A 15,897-nucleotide genomic window follows, 5' to 3' on the forward strand; every position below is an offset into this window, starting at 1 on the left:
TTTTGCCCGGATACAGGGGTATTTATGGCTGTTTGCTAGTATCCGTTACGGGTTGCAAAACCCCCTGTAAGCCGCGTCCTAGAGCCTTTCAAAAAATTATTTCAATGGTGTCTAATGGCCTCTAGCGGCTATGCTAGAGTGGATCCAAACAACTTACTGTATCGCCGGTATTCGTCTTCTCAAAAGGAATGGGGGGCTTTTTGACATAACCGGACAGGTCACGCTGGGGCTCTATGCGCTATTTGCTGATTTTATTGTTGTGCGGACTGCCTATGTTCGCCAGCGCCATCGAGTTCACTCAGGACACGCGAAGCTTGCCACTGGGCCGCGCCATGCAGGTGCTCGAAGACCCGACCGACGCCCTGACCATCGCCGATGTGAGTTCCCCCGCCTACGCCGCACAGTTCAAGCCCCATGACAAAGCCACCCTCAATGCCGGCTATTCGCGCTCGGTGTTCTGGCTCAAGGTCGACCTGCATTACCTGGCCCAAGACCCGCGTTCCCCACGTACCTGGTTCCTGGAACTGGCCTACCCGCCACTGAACCACCTGGACCTGTACCAGCGCGACCCCACCGGCAACTACCGCCTCACCGCGCGCACCGGCAGCGCGCTGCCTTTTTCCAGCCGGGAGGTGCGCCAGAGCAATTACCTGTTCAAGCTCAACTTTGTGCCCAATCAACAGGAAACCCTCTACCTGCGCCTGCAAAGCCAAGGCTCGATCCAGGCCCCGTTGACGCTGTGGTCCGGCACCGCCTACCTGGAAGAACAACCCTTGCGCCTGTATGTACTGGGGGCGATTTACGGCGTATTGCTGGGGATGTTGATCTACAACCTGTTCATCTACCTGAGCGTGCGTGACACCAGTTACCTGTATTACATCCTCTACATCGCCTCGTTCGGCCTGTACCAATTGTCGGTCAATGGGGTGGCGGCGGAATATTTGTGGCCGGACAACCCGTGGTGGACCAACGCGGCGGTGCCGTTCCTGATTGGCTCGGCGGCGCTGTTTGGCAGCCTGTTCGCCCGCAGCTTCCTGCACACTGCCCAACACAGTCGCTGGATCAATCGTCTGTTGCTGGCACTGGTGGCCTGCGGGGCGGTGGTGATGCTGCTCTCGCTGATGACCAGTTACGCGCTGGCCTTGCGCCTGGCCACCGGCCTGGCGCTGGTGTTCACCGTGACCATCTTCGTCGCCGCCATCAAGGCCTGGTGCTGCGGGCAGCGCATGGCGCGGTATTTCATCATTGCCTGGACCGCGTTCCTGCTGGGCGGGGTGGTCAATACCATGATGGTGCTGGGCTACTTGCCCAACGTATTCCTCACCATGTACGCCAGCCAGATTGGCTCGGCCATTGAGGTGGCGCTGTTGTCCCTGGCCCTGGCGGACCGCATCAACGGCATGCGCGAGCAACAGGCGCAAATCCTGTTCGACGCCAGCCAGAAGCTGGAAGTGCTCAACCAGCAGTTGGCCCGCAGCAACCGGCTCAAGGACGAATTCCTCGCCACCCTGACCCACGAACTGCGCACCCCGATGAATGGGGTGATCGGCTCCCTGGAACTGATGCAAACCGTGCCTCTGGACGGCGACCTGGCGCAGTACCAGCAAACGGCCGCTGGCTCGGCGCGAGACATGATGCGCATGGTCAACGGCATCCTCACCCTCACCGAGTTGCAGGCCGGACGCCTGAGTGCCAAGCCCGAGGTGTTCAGCCTGCGCAGCGTGCTCGACGCCTTGCGCCAGCAGTTCAGCGCCAGTGCGCAGAACAAGGGCCTGGGGTTTTCCATCGACGTGGCCGATGAACTGCCCGACCGCGTGATCGGCGATGCCGACAAACTGCTTCAGTGCCTGGATTGCCTGCTGGACAACGCCTTCAAGTTTACCCACCAAGGCACGGTGCGCCTGCGCGTGGTGGGCGTACCCCGCAGCGACGGTGGCCTGCACCTGAGCTTTATCGTCACTGACACGGGCATTGGTTTCGCCTTCCTTGACGAGGCCACTCTGTACCAGCGCTTCTTCCAACTTGATGGTTCGACCACCCGCGAATACGGCGGCCTGGGTATCGGCCTGGCGATCTGCCGGCAATTGATCGAGCTGCTGGGCGGGCGTCTCACCCACCATTCCGAGCCGCACAAGGGCAGCCGCTTCCAGTTGGAGATGGACGTCGATGCCGTACCGCCCGCGCCCAAAGTCACGAGCCCGGCGCCTGAGCAGCGACGCGCGCCGCAGGATTGTGCGGTGTTGTTGGTGGATGACAACAGCGTCGGCCAGTTGGTGGTACGCGGCATGTTGCTCAAACTGGGCTATCGGGTGAAAACCGTGGACAGCGGCCCGACCGCATTGGCGGCCTTGCAGGCGGGCACCTTCGACGCGGTCTTGCTGGACGTGCCTGAAGGTGGGTTCTCGTTGTGTTGTCAGATAAGGGCGTTGCCGGGCTGTGGTGAGTTGCCGGTGATCGCCTTGAGTTCGTCGCTCAATGCGTCGGAGCGTGAGCGCTGCCATGGCATTGGTATCACTGATCGCCTGGCCAAGCCTGTGCGTTTCGAGGCGTTGCAAGCGGTGCTGGAACGTCGCGTGTTATGCCCGCAAGAGGGCGAAAGCGCCGGACATTCGGCGCGTATGCCACTTTTTTAAGGCGGTTGACGGTGCTTAACTGAAAAAACCGGCCTCAATCGATTCGTACCCTGTAGGAGCGAGCTTGCTCGCGAAAAACCTGAGAGCAACGCGTTTATCCAGGATGCACGCGTTATCGTTGACGTTCTTCGCGAGCAAGCCCACCTACAAACAGCAACAATCGACGTGGCCTTTTTCCTGGAGGCCACCATGAACCTGCATCAGTTCGCCGAAACCCACGACGTCACCAACCAGCCCCCGTCCCTGGACGGTGCCAACCTGTATCGCATCGACCTGCCCCTGCAAGACTGGTCGCGTCGCTTTGACGCGGGCTGGGCAGAGGCGCGCATCGATGCCTACGGCGCGTTGGCCGGTGGGCCGCTGATGGAGGCCGGGTTCCTGGCGAACCAGAACAAGCCGGTGTTCAACAGCCATGACCGTTATGGCCATCGCATCGACCTGGTGGAGTTTCACCCTGCCTACCACGAACTGATGCGCACCGCCGTCGAACACGGCCTGCCCTCGCTGCCTTGGGCTCATCCGCAAGCTGGCGCGCATGTGGCCCGTGCGGCGATGACTTACCTGCACAGCCAGGCCGAAGCGGGCACGGGTTGTCCGCTGACCATGACCTTCGCCTGTGTACCCGCCTTGCGCCTGCAACCGGACCTGGCGCAGGCCTGGCTACCAAAAATCCTCAACACCCAATACGACCCCCGCAACGTCGGCATCGCCCACAAGGCCGGCGCCACCATCGGCATGGCCATGACCGAGAAACAGGGCGGCACTGACGTGCGCGCCAACACCACCCGCGCTTACCCCGTAGGGGCCGGTGGCCCTGGGCAAGCCTATGAGTTGGTCGGGCATAAGTGGTTCTGTTCGGCGCCGATGTGCGACGCCTTCCTCACGCTGGCCCAGACCGACAAGGGCCTCACCTGTTTCCTGCTACCCCGGCATCGCCCGGATGACACGCGCAATGAGTTCTATATCCAGCGCTTGAAAAACAAGCTGGGCAACTGCTCCAACGCGTCCAGCGAAGTCGAGTTTCGTGGCGCCCTGGCCTGGATGGTCGGCGAAGAAGGCCGTGGTGTCCCGACCATCATCGAAATGGTCGCCATGACCCGCTTCGACTGCATGGTCGGTTCCAGCGCCTTGATGCGCCAGGCGCTGACCCAGGCCAGCCATCACTGCGCCCACCGCCTGGTGGGGGGGCGCGTGCTCAGCGAACAGCCGCTGATGCAAAACGTCCTGGCCGACCTGGCCTTGGAAAGCGAAGCCTCGTTGGCGCTGAGCCTGCGTATGGGCCACGCCCTGGATCATCTGGGCGATGAGCACGAAGCCAAGTTCGCACGGCTGGTGACGGCGGTGGGCAAGTATTGGATCTGCAAGCGTGCCCCAGCGATGATCAACGAAGCCGCCGAGTGCATGGGCGGTGCCGGCTACGTGGAGGACAGCATCCTGCCGCGTCTATACCGTGAGGCTCCGGTGAATTCGACGTGGGAAGGTTCCGGCAACGTGCAGTGCCTGGACGTGCTGCGCGCCCTGTCGAAGGAGCCGGGTGTGCTCGAGACGCTGTTTGTCGAATTGGGCGATGGACATGGCGACCGGCAGTTGGCGCGACATATCGAACAGTTGAAGTCGGCGTTTATGGATACCCAGGATATTCAATACCGCGCGCGGCAACTGACCGAGGACATTGCCGTGGCGTTGCAGGCCAAGTTGCTGCTGGAAGCCGGCAATGCGGCGGTCAGCGATGGGTTTATCGCCAGCCGGTTGGGCGAGTCGTCCGGTCGGGTGTATGGCACCTTGCCGCGTGGGGTGGATGTCGGAGTGATCGTCGCTCGCTCAAGCCCTCATTCATCTCTGTAAACGCGGTCCAGGTGTGGGAGGGCTAAGCCCCAAAAAATTAAATAACTTATTGATTTATAGGTATTTAATTTTTATTAAGCGGCCGGATTTTTGTTGGCGAGCGAGCTTGTTGTGGCGAGCGGGCTTGCCCCGCGTTGGGCTGCGCAGCAGCCCCAGAACCAGCCGCAGAGGAGTGCCTGATACTCCGCATTCCGATTGATTGGGGCTGCTTCGCAGCCCAACGCGGGGCAAGCCCGCTCGACGTCTCGGCAGAAGGCAAGGCGTCGGAGTCTGCCGCAGCGAAAAGCGGCTGGATGAACGGTTTTGAAAATCAGAATGGGCTTACGTGGGCAGCGAAAAAATCGCGTCAGTTCACCTTCAAAGGCTACTTCAAATAGCGATGCTGCTCATTGACGAACAGTGTCCATGCGCCTCTTTCAGTTGGCTCTCAAACTCAAGCAAGCCGGCCTGTACGCTCTGTAACTTGTCGATTTGTGCGGCCAACTCGCGTTTCTTGCTGGCGATGGCCCGGTCTGCCCGCTCCCAAGGCAACGCGTCGCCTTGGGAACCGCGCAAAATTTCCTGCAACTCCTTGAGCTTGAAACCCAACTGCTGCGCACACTTGATAAACATCAGCAGCTCAACGCTCTGCTCTGAATAGACCCGGTATTGGCCCCGGCGCTGCGGCGTCGGCAGCAGGCCAATCGCTTCATAGTGCCGAATCGCCTTGATGGTCGTGCCCGACAATTGCGCGGCTTTGCCGATGTACATGAAAACTCCCTTTTCCCGCTAGTACGCTGGCTCGTGTCAGCCACTTGGCTCGCTGCCCCGGCGTAGAACCCAGCACCGCTCCCAGCAGTAACGTTTTGAGCGGCTTGATCCCGCAAAACGCCAATGTAGTGCTGCGCATCTGATGCACGCCCGGCATGCGATAGAACCAGCGGTAATACCACGGCAGCGTATCCAGGGTCACTAGCAAGTGTGCGGTGCGGCCGTGTAGCAGCTTGTCAGGAAACAGCTTGCCCTCACGGTATTTGAAGGCAAAGCCAGGTAGGAAAATGCGGTCGATAAAGCCCTTTAACAGCGCCGGGATGCCGCCCCACCAAATCGGAAAGACGAACGTCAGATGAGTGGCCCAGAGGATGTCGGATTGGGCGCTGAACAGGTCGGGTTCCAAGGGCTGGATTTCGCTGTAGCCGTTGTGAAGGATCGGGTCGAAAACCAGATCACCCAGGCGTAGGACGCGCACCTCATGGCCGGCGATCTTTGCCGAGTGGCTGTAGGTGTCTGCCAGGGCCGAACAGAAGCTGGTGGTTGAAGGATGGCCAAGGATGACCAGGATGCGTTGAGCCATGGGGCGTGACCTGAAAGTTGGGGCTTTCAGGGTAGGGTGTGCTGTATAGGGGAGAGTCAAGGGGGGCAACTGCTGGCACAAAACAGCGAAAGCCTGCTTTTCAGGGCAGGCTTATCGCAACCGTCGGCTTACTTACTTCTGATGGGCCGTCAGCGCCGCATAACCATTCATCAAGTTGCGATAGTTAGGGATACGCTGGGACAACAAATTCCCCAGGCCTTCGATATCGTTGCGCCAGTCGCGATGCAGCTCACACGCCACCGAGAACCAGTTCATCATCTGCGCACCCGCTTGGGTCATCCGGCTCCACGCTGCCTGCTGCACCGTGGTGTTGAAGGTCCCCGACGCATCGGTAACCACAAACACATCAAACCCTTCCGCCAGTGCCGACAAGGTCGGGAACGCTACGCATACATCCGTTACCACGCCGGCAATGATGATCTGCTTACGTCCGGTAGCCTTGATCGCCTTGACGAAGTCTTCGTTGTCCCAGGCATTGATCTGGCCTGGGCGAGCGATGTACGGCGCGTCCGGGAACATCTCTTTCAGCTCGGGGACCAGGGGGCCGTTGGGGCCTTGCTCGAAGCTGGTGGTGAGGATGGTCGGCAGGTTGAAGAACTTGGCCAGGTCCGCCAGGGCCAGCACGTTGTTCTTGAACTCGTTGGGCGAGAAGTCCTGCACCAGGGAGATCAGGCCGGTTTGGTGGTCGACCAGCAGAACTACGGCGTCGTCTTTGTTCAAGCGGTTGTAGGTTGCAGTGCTCATGGTTGAATCCTTTTTTGTTTAGGTTGGTTGGGCGTTGCGTTCAACATGGGCACAGATTAATGGGTGGTTGCTGGGGGATAAATCGGCTGGAATGGGTAATACCGTCAACTCAAAAGCGACAATTCATGAGTTGTCAGTAGGACTGATCCTTTTAGTGGTCGGAAAAGTAAGTCAAAAAATCTCACGCGTGAGCTATTGAGCGTGGCAAAAAATGCCTGTAGATTTTCTCACGCGTGAGTTTTTCACAGCGAGGTCAGTACCATGGAACGCCGCTCTCCAACGAGTCCGCCTAAAGGGCCCGATACCGATTCAACGAGCCTTCAGGGAGAGCGCTTGAAGCCGTCCGCCAAAAAGCCATCGAGCTTTTACATGAAGCAGATGCGTGCAGGCCTGGCGGCCGCCGGCTACGTGAAACACGAGACTTGGGTGCTTCCCGAAAACCGAAGCTTGCTCAAGCAGATGGAGAAACAGCTTCGCCAGCCGATTCTGGCTGGCTCATTCATGTCGGAGAATTACATGAGCGCAGGTACCAACTGGAATATCGATCGCCTCTACACCGCTCTTCAGGCCCTGGACGACGTGGTGTCCAAGGACATTACGCTTTCTCTCGTCCAAGGCTCCGAGTCCAGTATCAAGCTGGAAATGAACGACTTCGGTGGCTTGCCGATTTACATCGCGGTGGTGGGCGAGCAGATCATCGTTGACACCGTTCTAGTCGATGTCGAATCCATCAACGATGTCACGAAATTCAATGACGCGGTGTTGCGCAGCCGGGAAATGTTCCCGCTGTCCTCGATCGGTATCGAGTCCATGCCTAACGGGCAAGTTGTCTACAACATGTTCGGTGCGTTGAGTTCCGACTCCAGCCTGACAAACATCGTCACCGAGGTGAAAACCCTGGTCGACAACGTGCAGCGCGCCAGCGAAGCCTTCGAACGTTTCTTCAATTAAGTATTCGGGAGTATCCAATGACTCAGTCCATCTGGAGCAAATTGTTCACCGCGCTGCGTGGCGGTGCCAATGAAGTCGGCGAATCGATCGTCGACCAACAGGCCCTGCGCATTCTGGATCAGGAAATTCGCGACGCCGACACCGCGCTGGCCAACGCCAAGCGTGAACTGGTCAGCATCATGGCCAAGCACAAATTGGCGACTGATCGCGTCAACGAGTACGACGCCAAGATCAAGGACCTGGAGTCCAAGGCGGTGGCTGCCCTGCAGGCCAATCGTGAAGACCTCGCCCTGGAAGTGGCCGAAGCCATCTCGACCCTGACCAACGAGCGGGATGTGGAGCACAAGCAAGCCACCGAGTTCGGTGGCTATGCCGAAAGCATGCGCAAGGACATCACCAAGGCCGAAAGCCGGATCAAAAGCCTGCGCCAGCAAGTGGATATGGCCAAGGCTCGCGAAAGCGTACAGAAGGCCCAGGTCAGCGCCTCCATCGCCAGCGGCGGTGCCAACGGCAAGCTGGAAACCGCCGTCGGTACGCTGAATCGTTTGCAGGCCAAGCAACAGCAGCGCGCCGCTGAACTGCAAGCCCAGGATGAACTGGCGGATGCATCGACCGGGACCGACCTGGAGCGCAAGCTGCGCGAAGCCGGCATCACGCCGAACGAAGGCAGCGCCAATGCGATTCTGGAGCGTCTGAAGCAAAAGTCGGCGGAGTAAGCAGCATCGCCGCAGGGAGGGCAGTGTCTGCCCTTCTTTTTTACGTCGAGGTCAGGATGGATGCCCTGAAGGGTTTCAAGACAATCGCAGGCTTGGCCTTGTTCATGGTCGCGCTGCAACTGCTCAATGTGGCGACCGGTTACAGCCTCATGGCGTTCGGCCTGATCCCGAGAACGCTGCAGGGGCTGCCCGGCATCCTCACCTCACCGTTTTTGCACGGGTCGTTTGCCCACCTGAGCGCCAACCTGGTTGCCTTTTTGATCCTGGGCACCCTGGTGATCATCGAAGGGCTCAATCGGTTCGTTACCGTCAGCGCGATCATTATCCTGCTGGGCGGTTCACTGCTCTGGTTGTTCGGTTTTGCGGGCATACACGTGGGGGCCAGCGGCTGGGTCTTCGGGTTATGGGCCTACCTGTTATCGCGCGCCTGGTTCCACCGGAGCTGGAGCAACCTGATAACGGCCGGTGTCGTAGCGGTACTGTATGGCGGCCTGATCCTTGGCTTCCTGCCGCGTCAGGGTGTTTCCTTCGAAGGGCATCTGTTTGGTGCATTCGCCGGATTTATTGCAGCCAAGGTACTTCTCTCCAAACCACGCAGCAGGTTTAATGCCGGCTGAACGCACTTGAGCATCCAGACGTCGAGGCGATGGCGTGATCAGGAATCAAGTACCCAGGGAGTCAGGGACGGAATGTCGATTTTTCTTTTGCTGCGCATGTACGCCTCCTCCCTCTTTCACCGTTTCGGCTGGGCAGGCCTGGTCGTTGCCTTGGGCGTTCACCTGAGCACGGCTTATCTGGGCCTGGTGTTCCTGGGCGAGCAGCACCTCACAGCTCTCGCCACGTTTGTTTACTTCTATCTCACCACCACGCTGACCGTCGGCTATGGCGATCTTGCGCCACAGACCTCGGCGGGGCGCGTGTTCGTAGCGACCTGGGTCATGCTCGGCGGCATTGCGCTGCTGACGGCAGCCATCGGCAAAACCACCAGCACTGTCATCGATGCATGGAGAAAAGGCATGAAGGGCAAAGGCGATTTCACCGGCAAGGTCGGCCATACCGTGCTCATCGGCTGGGAGGGCGCGTCCAGTGAGCGGGTCATCGAGTTATTGCTTCAAGACGAAACCTCGAACGACAACCTGATCGTCATCTGCGATTGCACCCTCGAAGAAAACCCGATGCCGGGCAAAGCGGCGTTCATCCGTGGTGAGAGCCTGTCCTCCACAGCGTTGTTGCTGCGTGCCGGTGTGCCCGGCGCCGAGCGTGTGCTGGTGCGAACCCCGTCTGACGATTTGACGCTGGCCACCGTGCTGGCGGTGAATCAACTGAGTCCGGTCGGGCATGTCGTCGCCCACTTCAATGAAAGTGAAATTGCCGCACTGGCCAGTTCCTACGCCCCCAGCCTGGAATGCACGTCAAGCATGGCCATCGAAATGTTGGTGCGCGCCTCCCAGGATCCCGGCTCGTCGGTGGTCATCAATGAGTTGCTGTGCGTGGGGCAGGGCGCCACCCAATACCTGATGAGATTGCCCGAGGCGTTTGAAGCAACGTTCGGCGATCTGTACACCCAAATGAAAGAGCGCCACAACGCCACCCTTATCGGCTATCGCGCCAAAGGTGCCCAGCAACCCTCGATCAACCCGCCCAGCGCTACGCGCGTTGAAGGCGGCGAACTCTTCTACATCGCCTCCACCCGCCTCAAGGAAATTTCCAATGGGATGGTTTAAACAGTTGATGGGGCTTGAGGCCCCACAAGCGACTACACAATCGAAAGGCGCCGCCGCCGAACCGCTGCCGACCAGCGGGCCTCTGGGCCTGGCACCGGGCAAAGGCGTGATATTCGATGCGACCCTGAAGTTGTTGCTCGACGGGAAAACCACAGTGGTTATCCCCGGCTCCCAGGAAATCTGGAGTAACGGCACCGTGGACCTCGGGCAGTCGACCTGGCTGTCGCGCTATTACATGAACGACGAAGACTACTGGTTGCAGGTGCACACCACGGGCGATATCGCCGGGCAGGTCGAGTCGGTGATCCTGTTCAACTACCTGAGTTACGTCACCCTCAGCAGCGAGGCTGAATTGCGTCGGCTGGCGGGGCCGCAGAGTCTGATCGGGTTGCCGACCTACACCCACAATGGCGTCGAGTACACGCGCGTGTGGGGCAGCGAGGACGGCCAGACAGAATTGGTGGCCATGAGCGAGCACGTGATAAACCCCGAGGACTCCTACAGTGTCGAGCACCGCTCGATGCTATATGCCCGTGACACAGGCCTGACCGATCGACGGGAGTTTCTGTTGTTCTCTGTCGAAGAAGACGCTGAAGGCACCGTCAGCCTGAGCACGTCGCTGGGCATTTCGCTGTACACAACCGACTTGAATGCGCTCTAAAAAAGGAAGAAGTCCATGCTAGAAGCTCTCTCCATCTCCCTGAACAAAGCCGCCGTCGTCGGCTTTGTCACCTACATTCTGGGGGCGGCGGTGCTGTTCGCGCTGTTCCAGTTCATCTACACCCGCGTTACCCCGCACAAGGAGTTCGAGCTGATCCGGGCGGGCAACGTTTCCGCGGCAGTCGCCCTGGGCGGCGCCATCGTCGGTTTCGCCATTCCAGCCAGCAACGTGATTGCCTACTCGATCAGCATCCTCGACTTCGTCGTCTGGGCGGTGATCGCCGCCGTCGTCCAACTGTTGGCGTTTCTGCTGACCAGCCTCGTGCTCAAAGGCACTTCCGAGCGCATCAAGAGAGGCGAGCTCGCTGCGGGCATCTACGTGGCCGCCGTGGCCATCAGCGTGGGCATGTTGAATGCCGCGTGCATGACGCCTACCCAGAACTGATTGCGCACGGAGCTCCCGATGAAACGAAGCAAGTACGTCCAGCTTTCGCTGGCAGCGTCGGTCGCCATGGCGATATCCGGTTGTGGGCCGACGGAAAAAACCTACGATTTGCAGAAAAAGTACAACTTCCAGTCGGTTCAGCAGTGTGCCGATGAAAAGCTTCCAGTGGACGTCTGCTCGGACGCCTACATGACCGCCATGGCCGAGCATCGCCGCATTGCCCCGGTATACGCCAGCCAGGCCGATTGCGATGCCGACTTTGTCGCGGGCTGGTGCCAGCTGGACTCCAATGGCCAGTTCATTCCCAAGCTGGGCGGTTTCGAACTGACCGCCGAAGGCCAGGTGACACAATCCCAGGTAGACGCTGCCCAGGCCCAGGTTCCCGGCTCGCAAGCCAGCAGCGGCGGCTCCGGCTTCTCCACCAGCAGCCTGCTGACCGGTCTGCTGATCGGCAACATGCTGAGCAGCAATCGCAACAGCTACCGCTCCGAGCCTGTGTATCGCTATCGCGATGATCGCGGCGACTACGGCTCCTCGACGCTCAATCAGCGGGTCTCGAATGGGGCGACGTTTGGCCGCTCGAATCAGGCCAGGTACGGCAGCAGCAATTACACCAACACGCTGCGCTCTTCCAGCCAGTCGAGCTCCGTGGCGTCGGCCACCTCCCGTGGCGGCTTCGGCAGCAAGGCCAGCGCACGCAGCGGCTGGGGCGGCGGCGGGTCGAGCAGTTAAGGAGCCGGGCCATGAAGAAAATCCATTGCGCAGAACGTGATGACTGGAAACAGACGGCTGAAAACCTTGGCTTTCTGTTCCATACCATCGACGACGAACCCTACTGGGACGAGAGCGCGTATTACCAGTTCACGCTCAAGCAAATCGAGAACGACCTCGAAGACCCGACCACCGAGATCCATGACATGTGCATGGACCTCGTGGCCCGCGTGGTCCAGAGCGAAGAGCTGCTCGAGCGCCTGAGCATTCCCGCGCCCTTCTTCGACATGATCAAAACCTCATGGCTCGAAGGCCACCCGCACCTGTACGGGCGCATGGACTTCTCCTACAACGGCACCGGGCCCGCCAAGCTGCTGGAACTCAACTACGACACACCGACCAGCCTCTACGAGGCCGCGGCATTCCAGTGGGGCTGGCTGGAGCAATGCATCGAACGCGGCTTGCTGCCCAAGCATGCCGACCAGTTCAACAGCATCGACACCAAACTCCACCAGGCTTTCGCTCAACTGCAGGTCAACCAGCCGTTCTACTTCGCCTCCATGAAAGACTCGGTCGAAGACAAAGGCACCACCGACTACCTGCGCCTGGTCGCAGAAAAAGTTGGCATCGAATCGCGCCACATCGACATCGAAGACATCGGCCTGACCGCAGAAGGTCGCTTCGTTGACCTTGAAGATCGCTGGATTCCCCACCTGTTCAAACTGCACGCCTGGGAATTCATCTTCCACGAACCCTTCGGCGCTGCGATCGCCGAGAGTGACACGCAGTTCTTCGAACCCGCCTGGAAGGCCATCCTCTCCAACAAAGGCGTCTTGCCGCTGCTGTGGGAATTCAACAAAGGCCACCCCAATTTGCTCGCGGCCCACCTGGATACCGACCCAGGTAAAGCCGTGCCAAAGGGCTGGGTGCGCAAGCCGTTCTTCTCGCGGGAAGGGGCCAACATCGAGCTGCAAACTGCTGACGGACTGATCGTGAAAGAAGACGGCCCCTACACGGACGCGCCGTTTATCCTTCAGGAATTCGCACCGCTACCGCGGTTTGGGGACAGCTATACGTTGATTGGGTCCTGGGTGATTGGGGACCAGGCGGCGGGGATTGGGGTGCGGGAGGATAATAGTTTGATTACCAAGGATTCGAGCCGGTTTTTGCCGCATTTGATATTGGATTGAGGCTGGAGCTTAAAGGGGCCAAAGATGCTCGGGTGCGCGTGGCTGAGTTGCTGAAGTGGGCGGTGGCGACTTCGCAAGTGCTCGGTGAGTCACTGGCTGCGCCGCAAACGGCGGTGATGCATTGGGTGGAGATCGCGAAGATGGTGGCGGATCGCGCTCTTGGGGGCATACAGCCTAGATAATGCTGCTGAGAGGCATATGAGGCGATAATCTGCCCGCGTTAGCTATTCAATCGTCCAACAGCTGTTGGACAATTTGGGTTTGTGATTCTTGTGGGCATTAAAAAGCCGGCTTGTGGCCGGCTTCTCGGGGACCGCCTCAGCTTGTTTTTGACAAACCTCACCAGCCTTCAAATCGCTCAGCCAACATTGCGTCTGGCTGAATAGTAGGGGCATCCGCGGGAACGTCTCCGCTTCGCCAGGCAAGGTGGATAGCCTAAGACCACCCCCTGCCAAATGTGCGGCGCATGATACCCACATTCACTTCAAATGCCCACCTCCGGATCCGATTTAGAGCCTTCCCAGCCCAGCAGGTGTTCATCCAGTGGCACCGGTGGGCGGCGGTTGTTGAGGGTGGACCACCAGAATACCCAGCCCACGACCTGGAAGTTTTGTTCGAAGCGTTCCTCGTAGGTGAGGTGTTCGTCCGGGTGCTCGTTGGCGTTGTGGCTGCGCATGCGCAGGCCGCCGCCCGGGCGGTTGTAGAGGTATTTGATGCGCAGCATGCCGTCGTGTTCGACGGCGTAGATTTCGCCGTCGATGATTTGGGTGCGGCCGCGGTCGATGGCGAGGGTGGCGCCTTGTTGGATGATGTCGATCATGCTGTTGTCGACCATATAGGCGCCTACCGCGCGGTCGGGGTTGACGGTGAGGGTTTCGAGGGTGTGCAGGGAGACGCGGATGCGCTCGGTGGAGGTGAATGACGGGTGGAGGGGGATCTCCACGTCGATTTTTTCCGGGGGGCAGGCTGGGCCTGTGAGGTATTTGCCGCTCTCTTCGCGGAAGGGGAGTGCTTTCCTTGCAGTGGGGCCGTCCAGCAGGAAGTTGGCCGGCGGATGTTTGGGGCCCAGGCCGGCGTGTAGCCAGCGGCTGGAGACGCACAGCAGCTCTGCGATCTCGTTGAGTCGGCCCATGGGGACGCCGCGTTTGAACCAGTTGTTCACGTGTTGAGGCGTGACGCCGCGGTTCTTGGCGAAGTCGGAGGCGGAAAGATTAACTTCCCGTAATAGCGCTTTTAAGCGATCACCTGATGTATTCATAAACGCAGAGTTTACTGGCCGGAAAAACAGATCAAATAAACCATGCGTTGAATCGCGCGAGTAGGATTTTGCTTAGTTGTGGCTTTATCTTTCGGACTTGCTGGTTAGTTGAACGCTGTGAGTTAAACATTGAACTTGGCGTTTAATTTTCCCCACAAAAAAAGCCCCGAATAATCGGGGCTTTTTTAATTGCCGGGGCAATGAGGAGCGGGCATCAGCCTTTGTAGGCAGCGACCGACTTCATGATCTCGGCACGGGCGGCGTCTGCGTTGCCCCAACCGTCGATCTTCACCCATTTGCCTTTTTCGAGGTCTTTGTAGTTCTCGAAGAAGTGCTTGATCTGTTCCAGCAGCAGTGGGGGCAGGTCGGTGTATTCCTTCACGTCGACGTACAGCTGGGACAGCTTGTCGTGTGGCACTGCGATCACTTTGGCATCGCCGCCGCCGTCGTCAGTCATGTTCAGGATGCCGACTGGGCGTGCGCGGATGACCGAACCTGGGGTAACCGGGTAAGGGGTTACAACCAGCACGTCGAGGGGGTCGCCGTCGTCAGCCAGGGTGTTGGGGATGAAACCGTAGTTGGCCGGGTAGAACATCGGGGTGGCCATGAAACGGTCAACGAACAGGCAGTCGCTGTCTTTGTCGATTTCGTATTTGATCGGCGCGTGGTTGGCCGGAATTTCGATGGCGACGTAGATGTCGTTCGGCAGGTCTTTGCCAGCCGGAATCTTGCTGTAGCTCATTGGGCGTTGCCCCCGTAGTTGGCCATGGAACATGGCCGGATTGGCCTAAAAGTGGCGGCGATTATAGGCATATTCTGACGCCGATGCCATGCGCCAGACGTCGTACGGTCATTCGCCTTGTGGCTGATAACGCGGGTCGCTGGCTTGCAGTTGGTTCAGGCGGGCCAGGGGATCCTGGCGATAAAAGCGGCTCAGTTGCGCATACACCTGTGGATAACTTTCCGTCAGTAAATCCGGCGCGCTGAAAAAATATTCGCTGGTGACGGCAAAGAATTCCGCCGGGTTTTCGGCGGCGTAAGGGTCGATAGCCGTCTCGGCGTCGGGGTTGGCATCGAGTTGGCGGTTGAGGTCGTCAAACGCGCTTTGCATCACGCTGGCCCACTCCTGCACGCGCATGTCGTGGTGCAACGGCGGCAGGCCGTTGGCATCGCCATTGAGCATGTCGAGTTTGTGCGCCAGTTCGTGGATAACCAGGTTGTAGCCTTCCCAGTTGCCGCTGGCCAGCACGCCGGGCCAGGCGAGGATCACCGGACCCTGCTGCCAGGCTTCGCCGCTGTGTTCGCCGTCCCACTCATGCTCGACACCGCTGGCGTCGCGATGGCGTTGCGGGCTGAGGAAGTCGTCTGGGTACAGCACGATTTCGTGGAAGCCCTGGTACCAGTCGAGGTCGCCGAGGTTCATCAATGGCAGTTGCGCCTGGGCAGCGAGCAGCAGACGTTGTTCCTGATGCAGGTCGACGCCGGGCAGGGCGGTGAGGTGTTTTTCGGCGAGGAATACCACGCAGGCTTCGCGCAGCCACTGGTCCTGTTCGGCGCTGAGGCCGTCGAGGAAGGTCAGGTGGTGGCGCACCCGATGCCAGGTGTCATCGGCAATCGGGTGCTTGGCCAGCAGGCGCCGGCGACGCCAGGCGCTGAGGGACCACAT

16 protein-coding genes are annotated in these 15,897 nt (G+C 59.5%); 10 read left to right on the top strand and 6 right to left on the bottom strand.

Annotated features, from left to right (window positions below):
• The first annotated feature begins 233 nt into the window (after window positions 1–233).
• Both A7317_RS25740 and A7317_RS25745 read left to right on the top strand, forming a co-directional pair.
• Window positions 234–2,633 carry a hybrid sensor histidine kinase/response regulator gene (locus A7317_RS25740; protein WP_024077556.1) on the top strand — a complete coding sequence of 800 codons (2,400 nt, stop codon included), beginning with the start codon at window positions 234–236 and terminating at the stop codon, window positions 2,631–2,633.
• A gap of 189 nt (window positions 2,634–2,822) precedes the next feature.
• Entirely contained in the window at window positions 2,823–4,478 is a 1,656-nt protein-coding gene (locus A7317_RS25745; protein ID WP_069077081.1) for an acyl-CoA dehydrogenase family protein, read from the top strand.
• 369 nt (window positions 4,479–4,847) lie between these two features.
• On the opposite strand, the gene A7317_RS25750 is transcribed toward A7317_RS25745, so the two are convergent.
• From A7317_RS25750 to ycaC, 3 genes are all read right to left on the bottom strand, one after another.
• Window positions 4,848–5,228 (bottom strand): MerR family transcriptional regulator, encoded by a 381-nt coding sequence (locus tag A7317_RS25750; protein WP_069077082.1) that lies wholly within the window; start codon window positions 5,226–5,228, stop codon window positions 4,848–4,850.
• A complete protein-coding gene (locus tag A7317_RS25755) occupies window positions 5,167–5,811 on the bottom strand; it encodes an NAD(P)H-dependent oxidoreductase (RefSeq protein ID WP_069077083.1) in 645 nt (214 codons plus the stop codon). The genes A7317_RS25750 and A7317_RS25755 overlap by 62 nt, the downstream gene beginning before the upstream one ends.
• Before the next feature lie 132 nt (window positions 5,812–5,943).
• On the bottom strand, window positions 5,944–6,576 hold the full coding sequence (ycaC, locus tag A7317_RS25760; RefSeq protein ID WP_024077632.1) for an isochorismate family cysteine hydrolase YcaC: 633 nt from the start codon (window positions 6,574–6,576) through the stop codon (window positions 5,944–5,946).
• 369 nt (window positions 6,577–6,945) lie between these two features.
• Here ycaC and A7317_RS25765 point away from each other — a divergent pair, with 369 nt between their 5' ends.
• From A7317_RS25765 to A7317_RS25800, 8 genes are all read left to right on the top strand, one after another.
• On the top strand, window positions 6,946–7,527 hold the full coding sequence (locus tag A7317_RS25765) for a YjfI family protein (protein WP_081730367.1): 582 nt from the start codon (window positions 6,946–6,948) through the stop codon (window positions 7,525–7,527).
• 17 nt (window positions 7,528–7,544) lie between these two features.
• The gene (locus A7317_RS25770; protein WP_024077630.1) at window positions 7,545–8,243 is read left to right on the top strand and encodes a PspA/IM30 family protein; all 699 of its coding nucleotides are present in this window, start codon (window positions 7,545–7,547) and stop codon (window positions 8,241–8,243) included.
• 56 nt (window positions 8,244–8,299) lie between these two features.
• Entirely contained in the window at window positions 8,300–8,860 is a 561-nt protein-coding gene (locus tag A7317_RS25775; protein WP_069077085.1) for a rhomboid family intramembrane serine protease, read from the top strand.
• Window positions 8,861–8,932: 72 nt separating this feature from the next.
• Entirely contained in the window at window positions 8,933–9,967 is a 1,035-nt protein-coding gene (locus tag A7317_RS25780) for an ion channel (protein ID WP_024077628.1), read from the top strand.
• Window positions 9,954–10,628, top strand: a complete 675-nt coding sequence (locus tag A7317_RS25785; RefSeq protein WP_024077627.1) for a DUF2491 family protein — start codon at window positions 9,954–9,956, stop codon at window positions 10,626–10,628. Before A7317_RS25780 ends, A7317_RS25785 begins: the two co-directional genes overlap by 14 nt.
• A gap of 15 nt (window positions 10,629–10,643) precedes the next feature.
• Window positions 10,644–11,072, top strand: coding sequence for a DUF350 domain-containing protein (locus A7317_RS25790; protein ID WP_024077626.1), 429 nt, complete (start codon window positions 10,644–10,646; stop codon window positions 11,070–11,072).
• An 18-nt stretch (window positions 11,073–11,090) separates the two neighbouring features.
• A complete protein-coding gene (locus A7317_RS25795) occupies window positions 11,091–11,804 on the top strand; it encodes a DUF1190 domain-containing protein (RefSeq protein WP_024077625.1) in 714 nt (237 codons plus the stop codon).
• Window positions 11,805–11,815: 11 nt separating this feature from the next.
• Complete coding sequence (locus A7317_RS25800) at window positions 11,816–12,973, top strand: glutathionylspermidine synthase family protein (RefSeq protein ID WP_024077624.1); 1,158 nt, start codon at window positions 11,816–11,818, stop codon at window positions 12,971–12,973.
• A gap of 484 nt (window positions 12,974–13,457) precedes the next feature.
• Here the strand turns inward: A7317_RS25800 and A7317_RS25810 are convergent, their stop codons facing one another.
• From A7317_RS25810 to A7317_RS25820, 3 genes are all read right to left on the bottom strand, one after another.
• Entirely contained in the window at window positions 13,458–14,231 is a 774-nt protein-coding gene (locus A7317_RS25810) for a LexA family transcriptional regulator (RefSeq protein WP_081329255.1), read from the bottom strand.
• A gap of 214 nt (window positions 14,232–14,445) precedes the next feature.
• Entirely contained in the window at window positions 14,446–14,973 is a 528-nt protein-coding gene (ppa, locus tag A7317_RS25815; RefSeq protein ID WP_003176323.1) for an inorganic diphosphatase, read from the bottom strand.
• Between the two features lie 108 nt (window positions 14,974–15,081).
• Window positions 15,082–15,897: a zinc-dependent peptidase gene (locus A7317_RS25820; protein WP_069077087.1), complete on the bottom strand. Its 816-nt coding sequence runs from the start codon at window positions 15,895–15,897 to the stop codon at window positions 15,082–15,084.

The organism is Pseudomonas fluorescens, assembly GCF_001708445.1.
In the GTDB taxonomy this organism is placed as follows: domain Bacteria; phylum Pseudomonadota; class Gammaproteobacteria; order Pseudomonadales; family Pseudomonadaceae; genus Aquipseudomonas; species Aquipseudomonas gorinensis.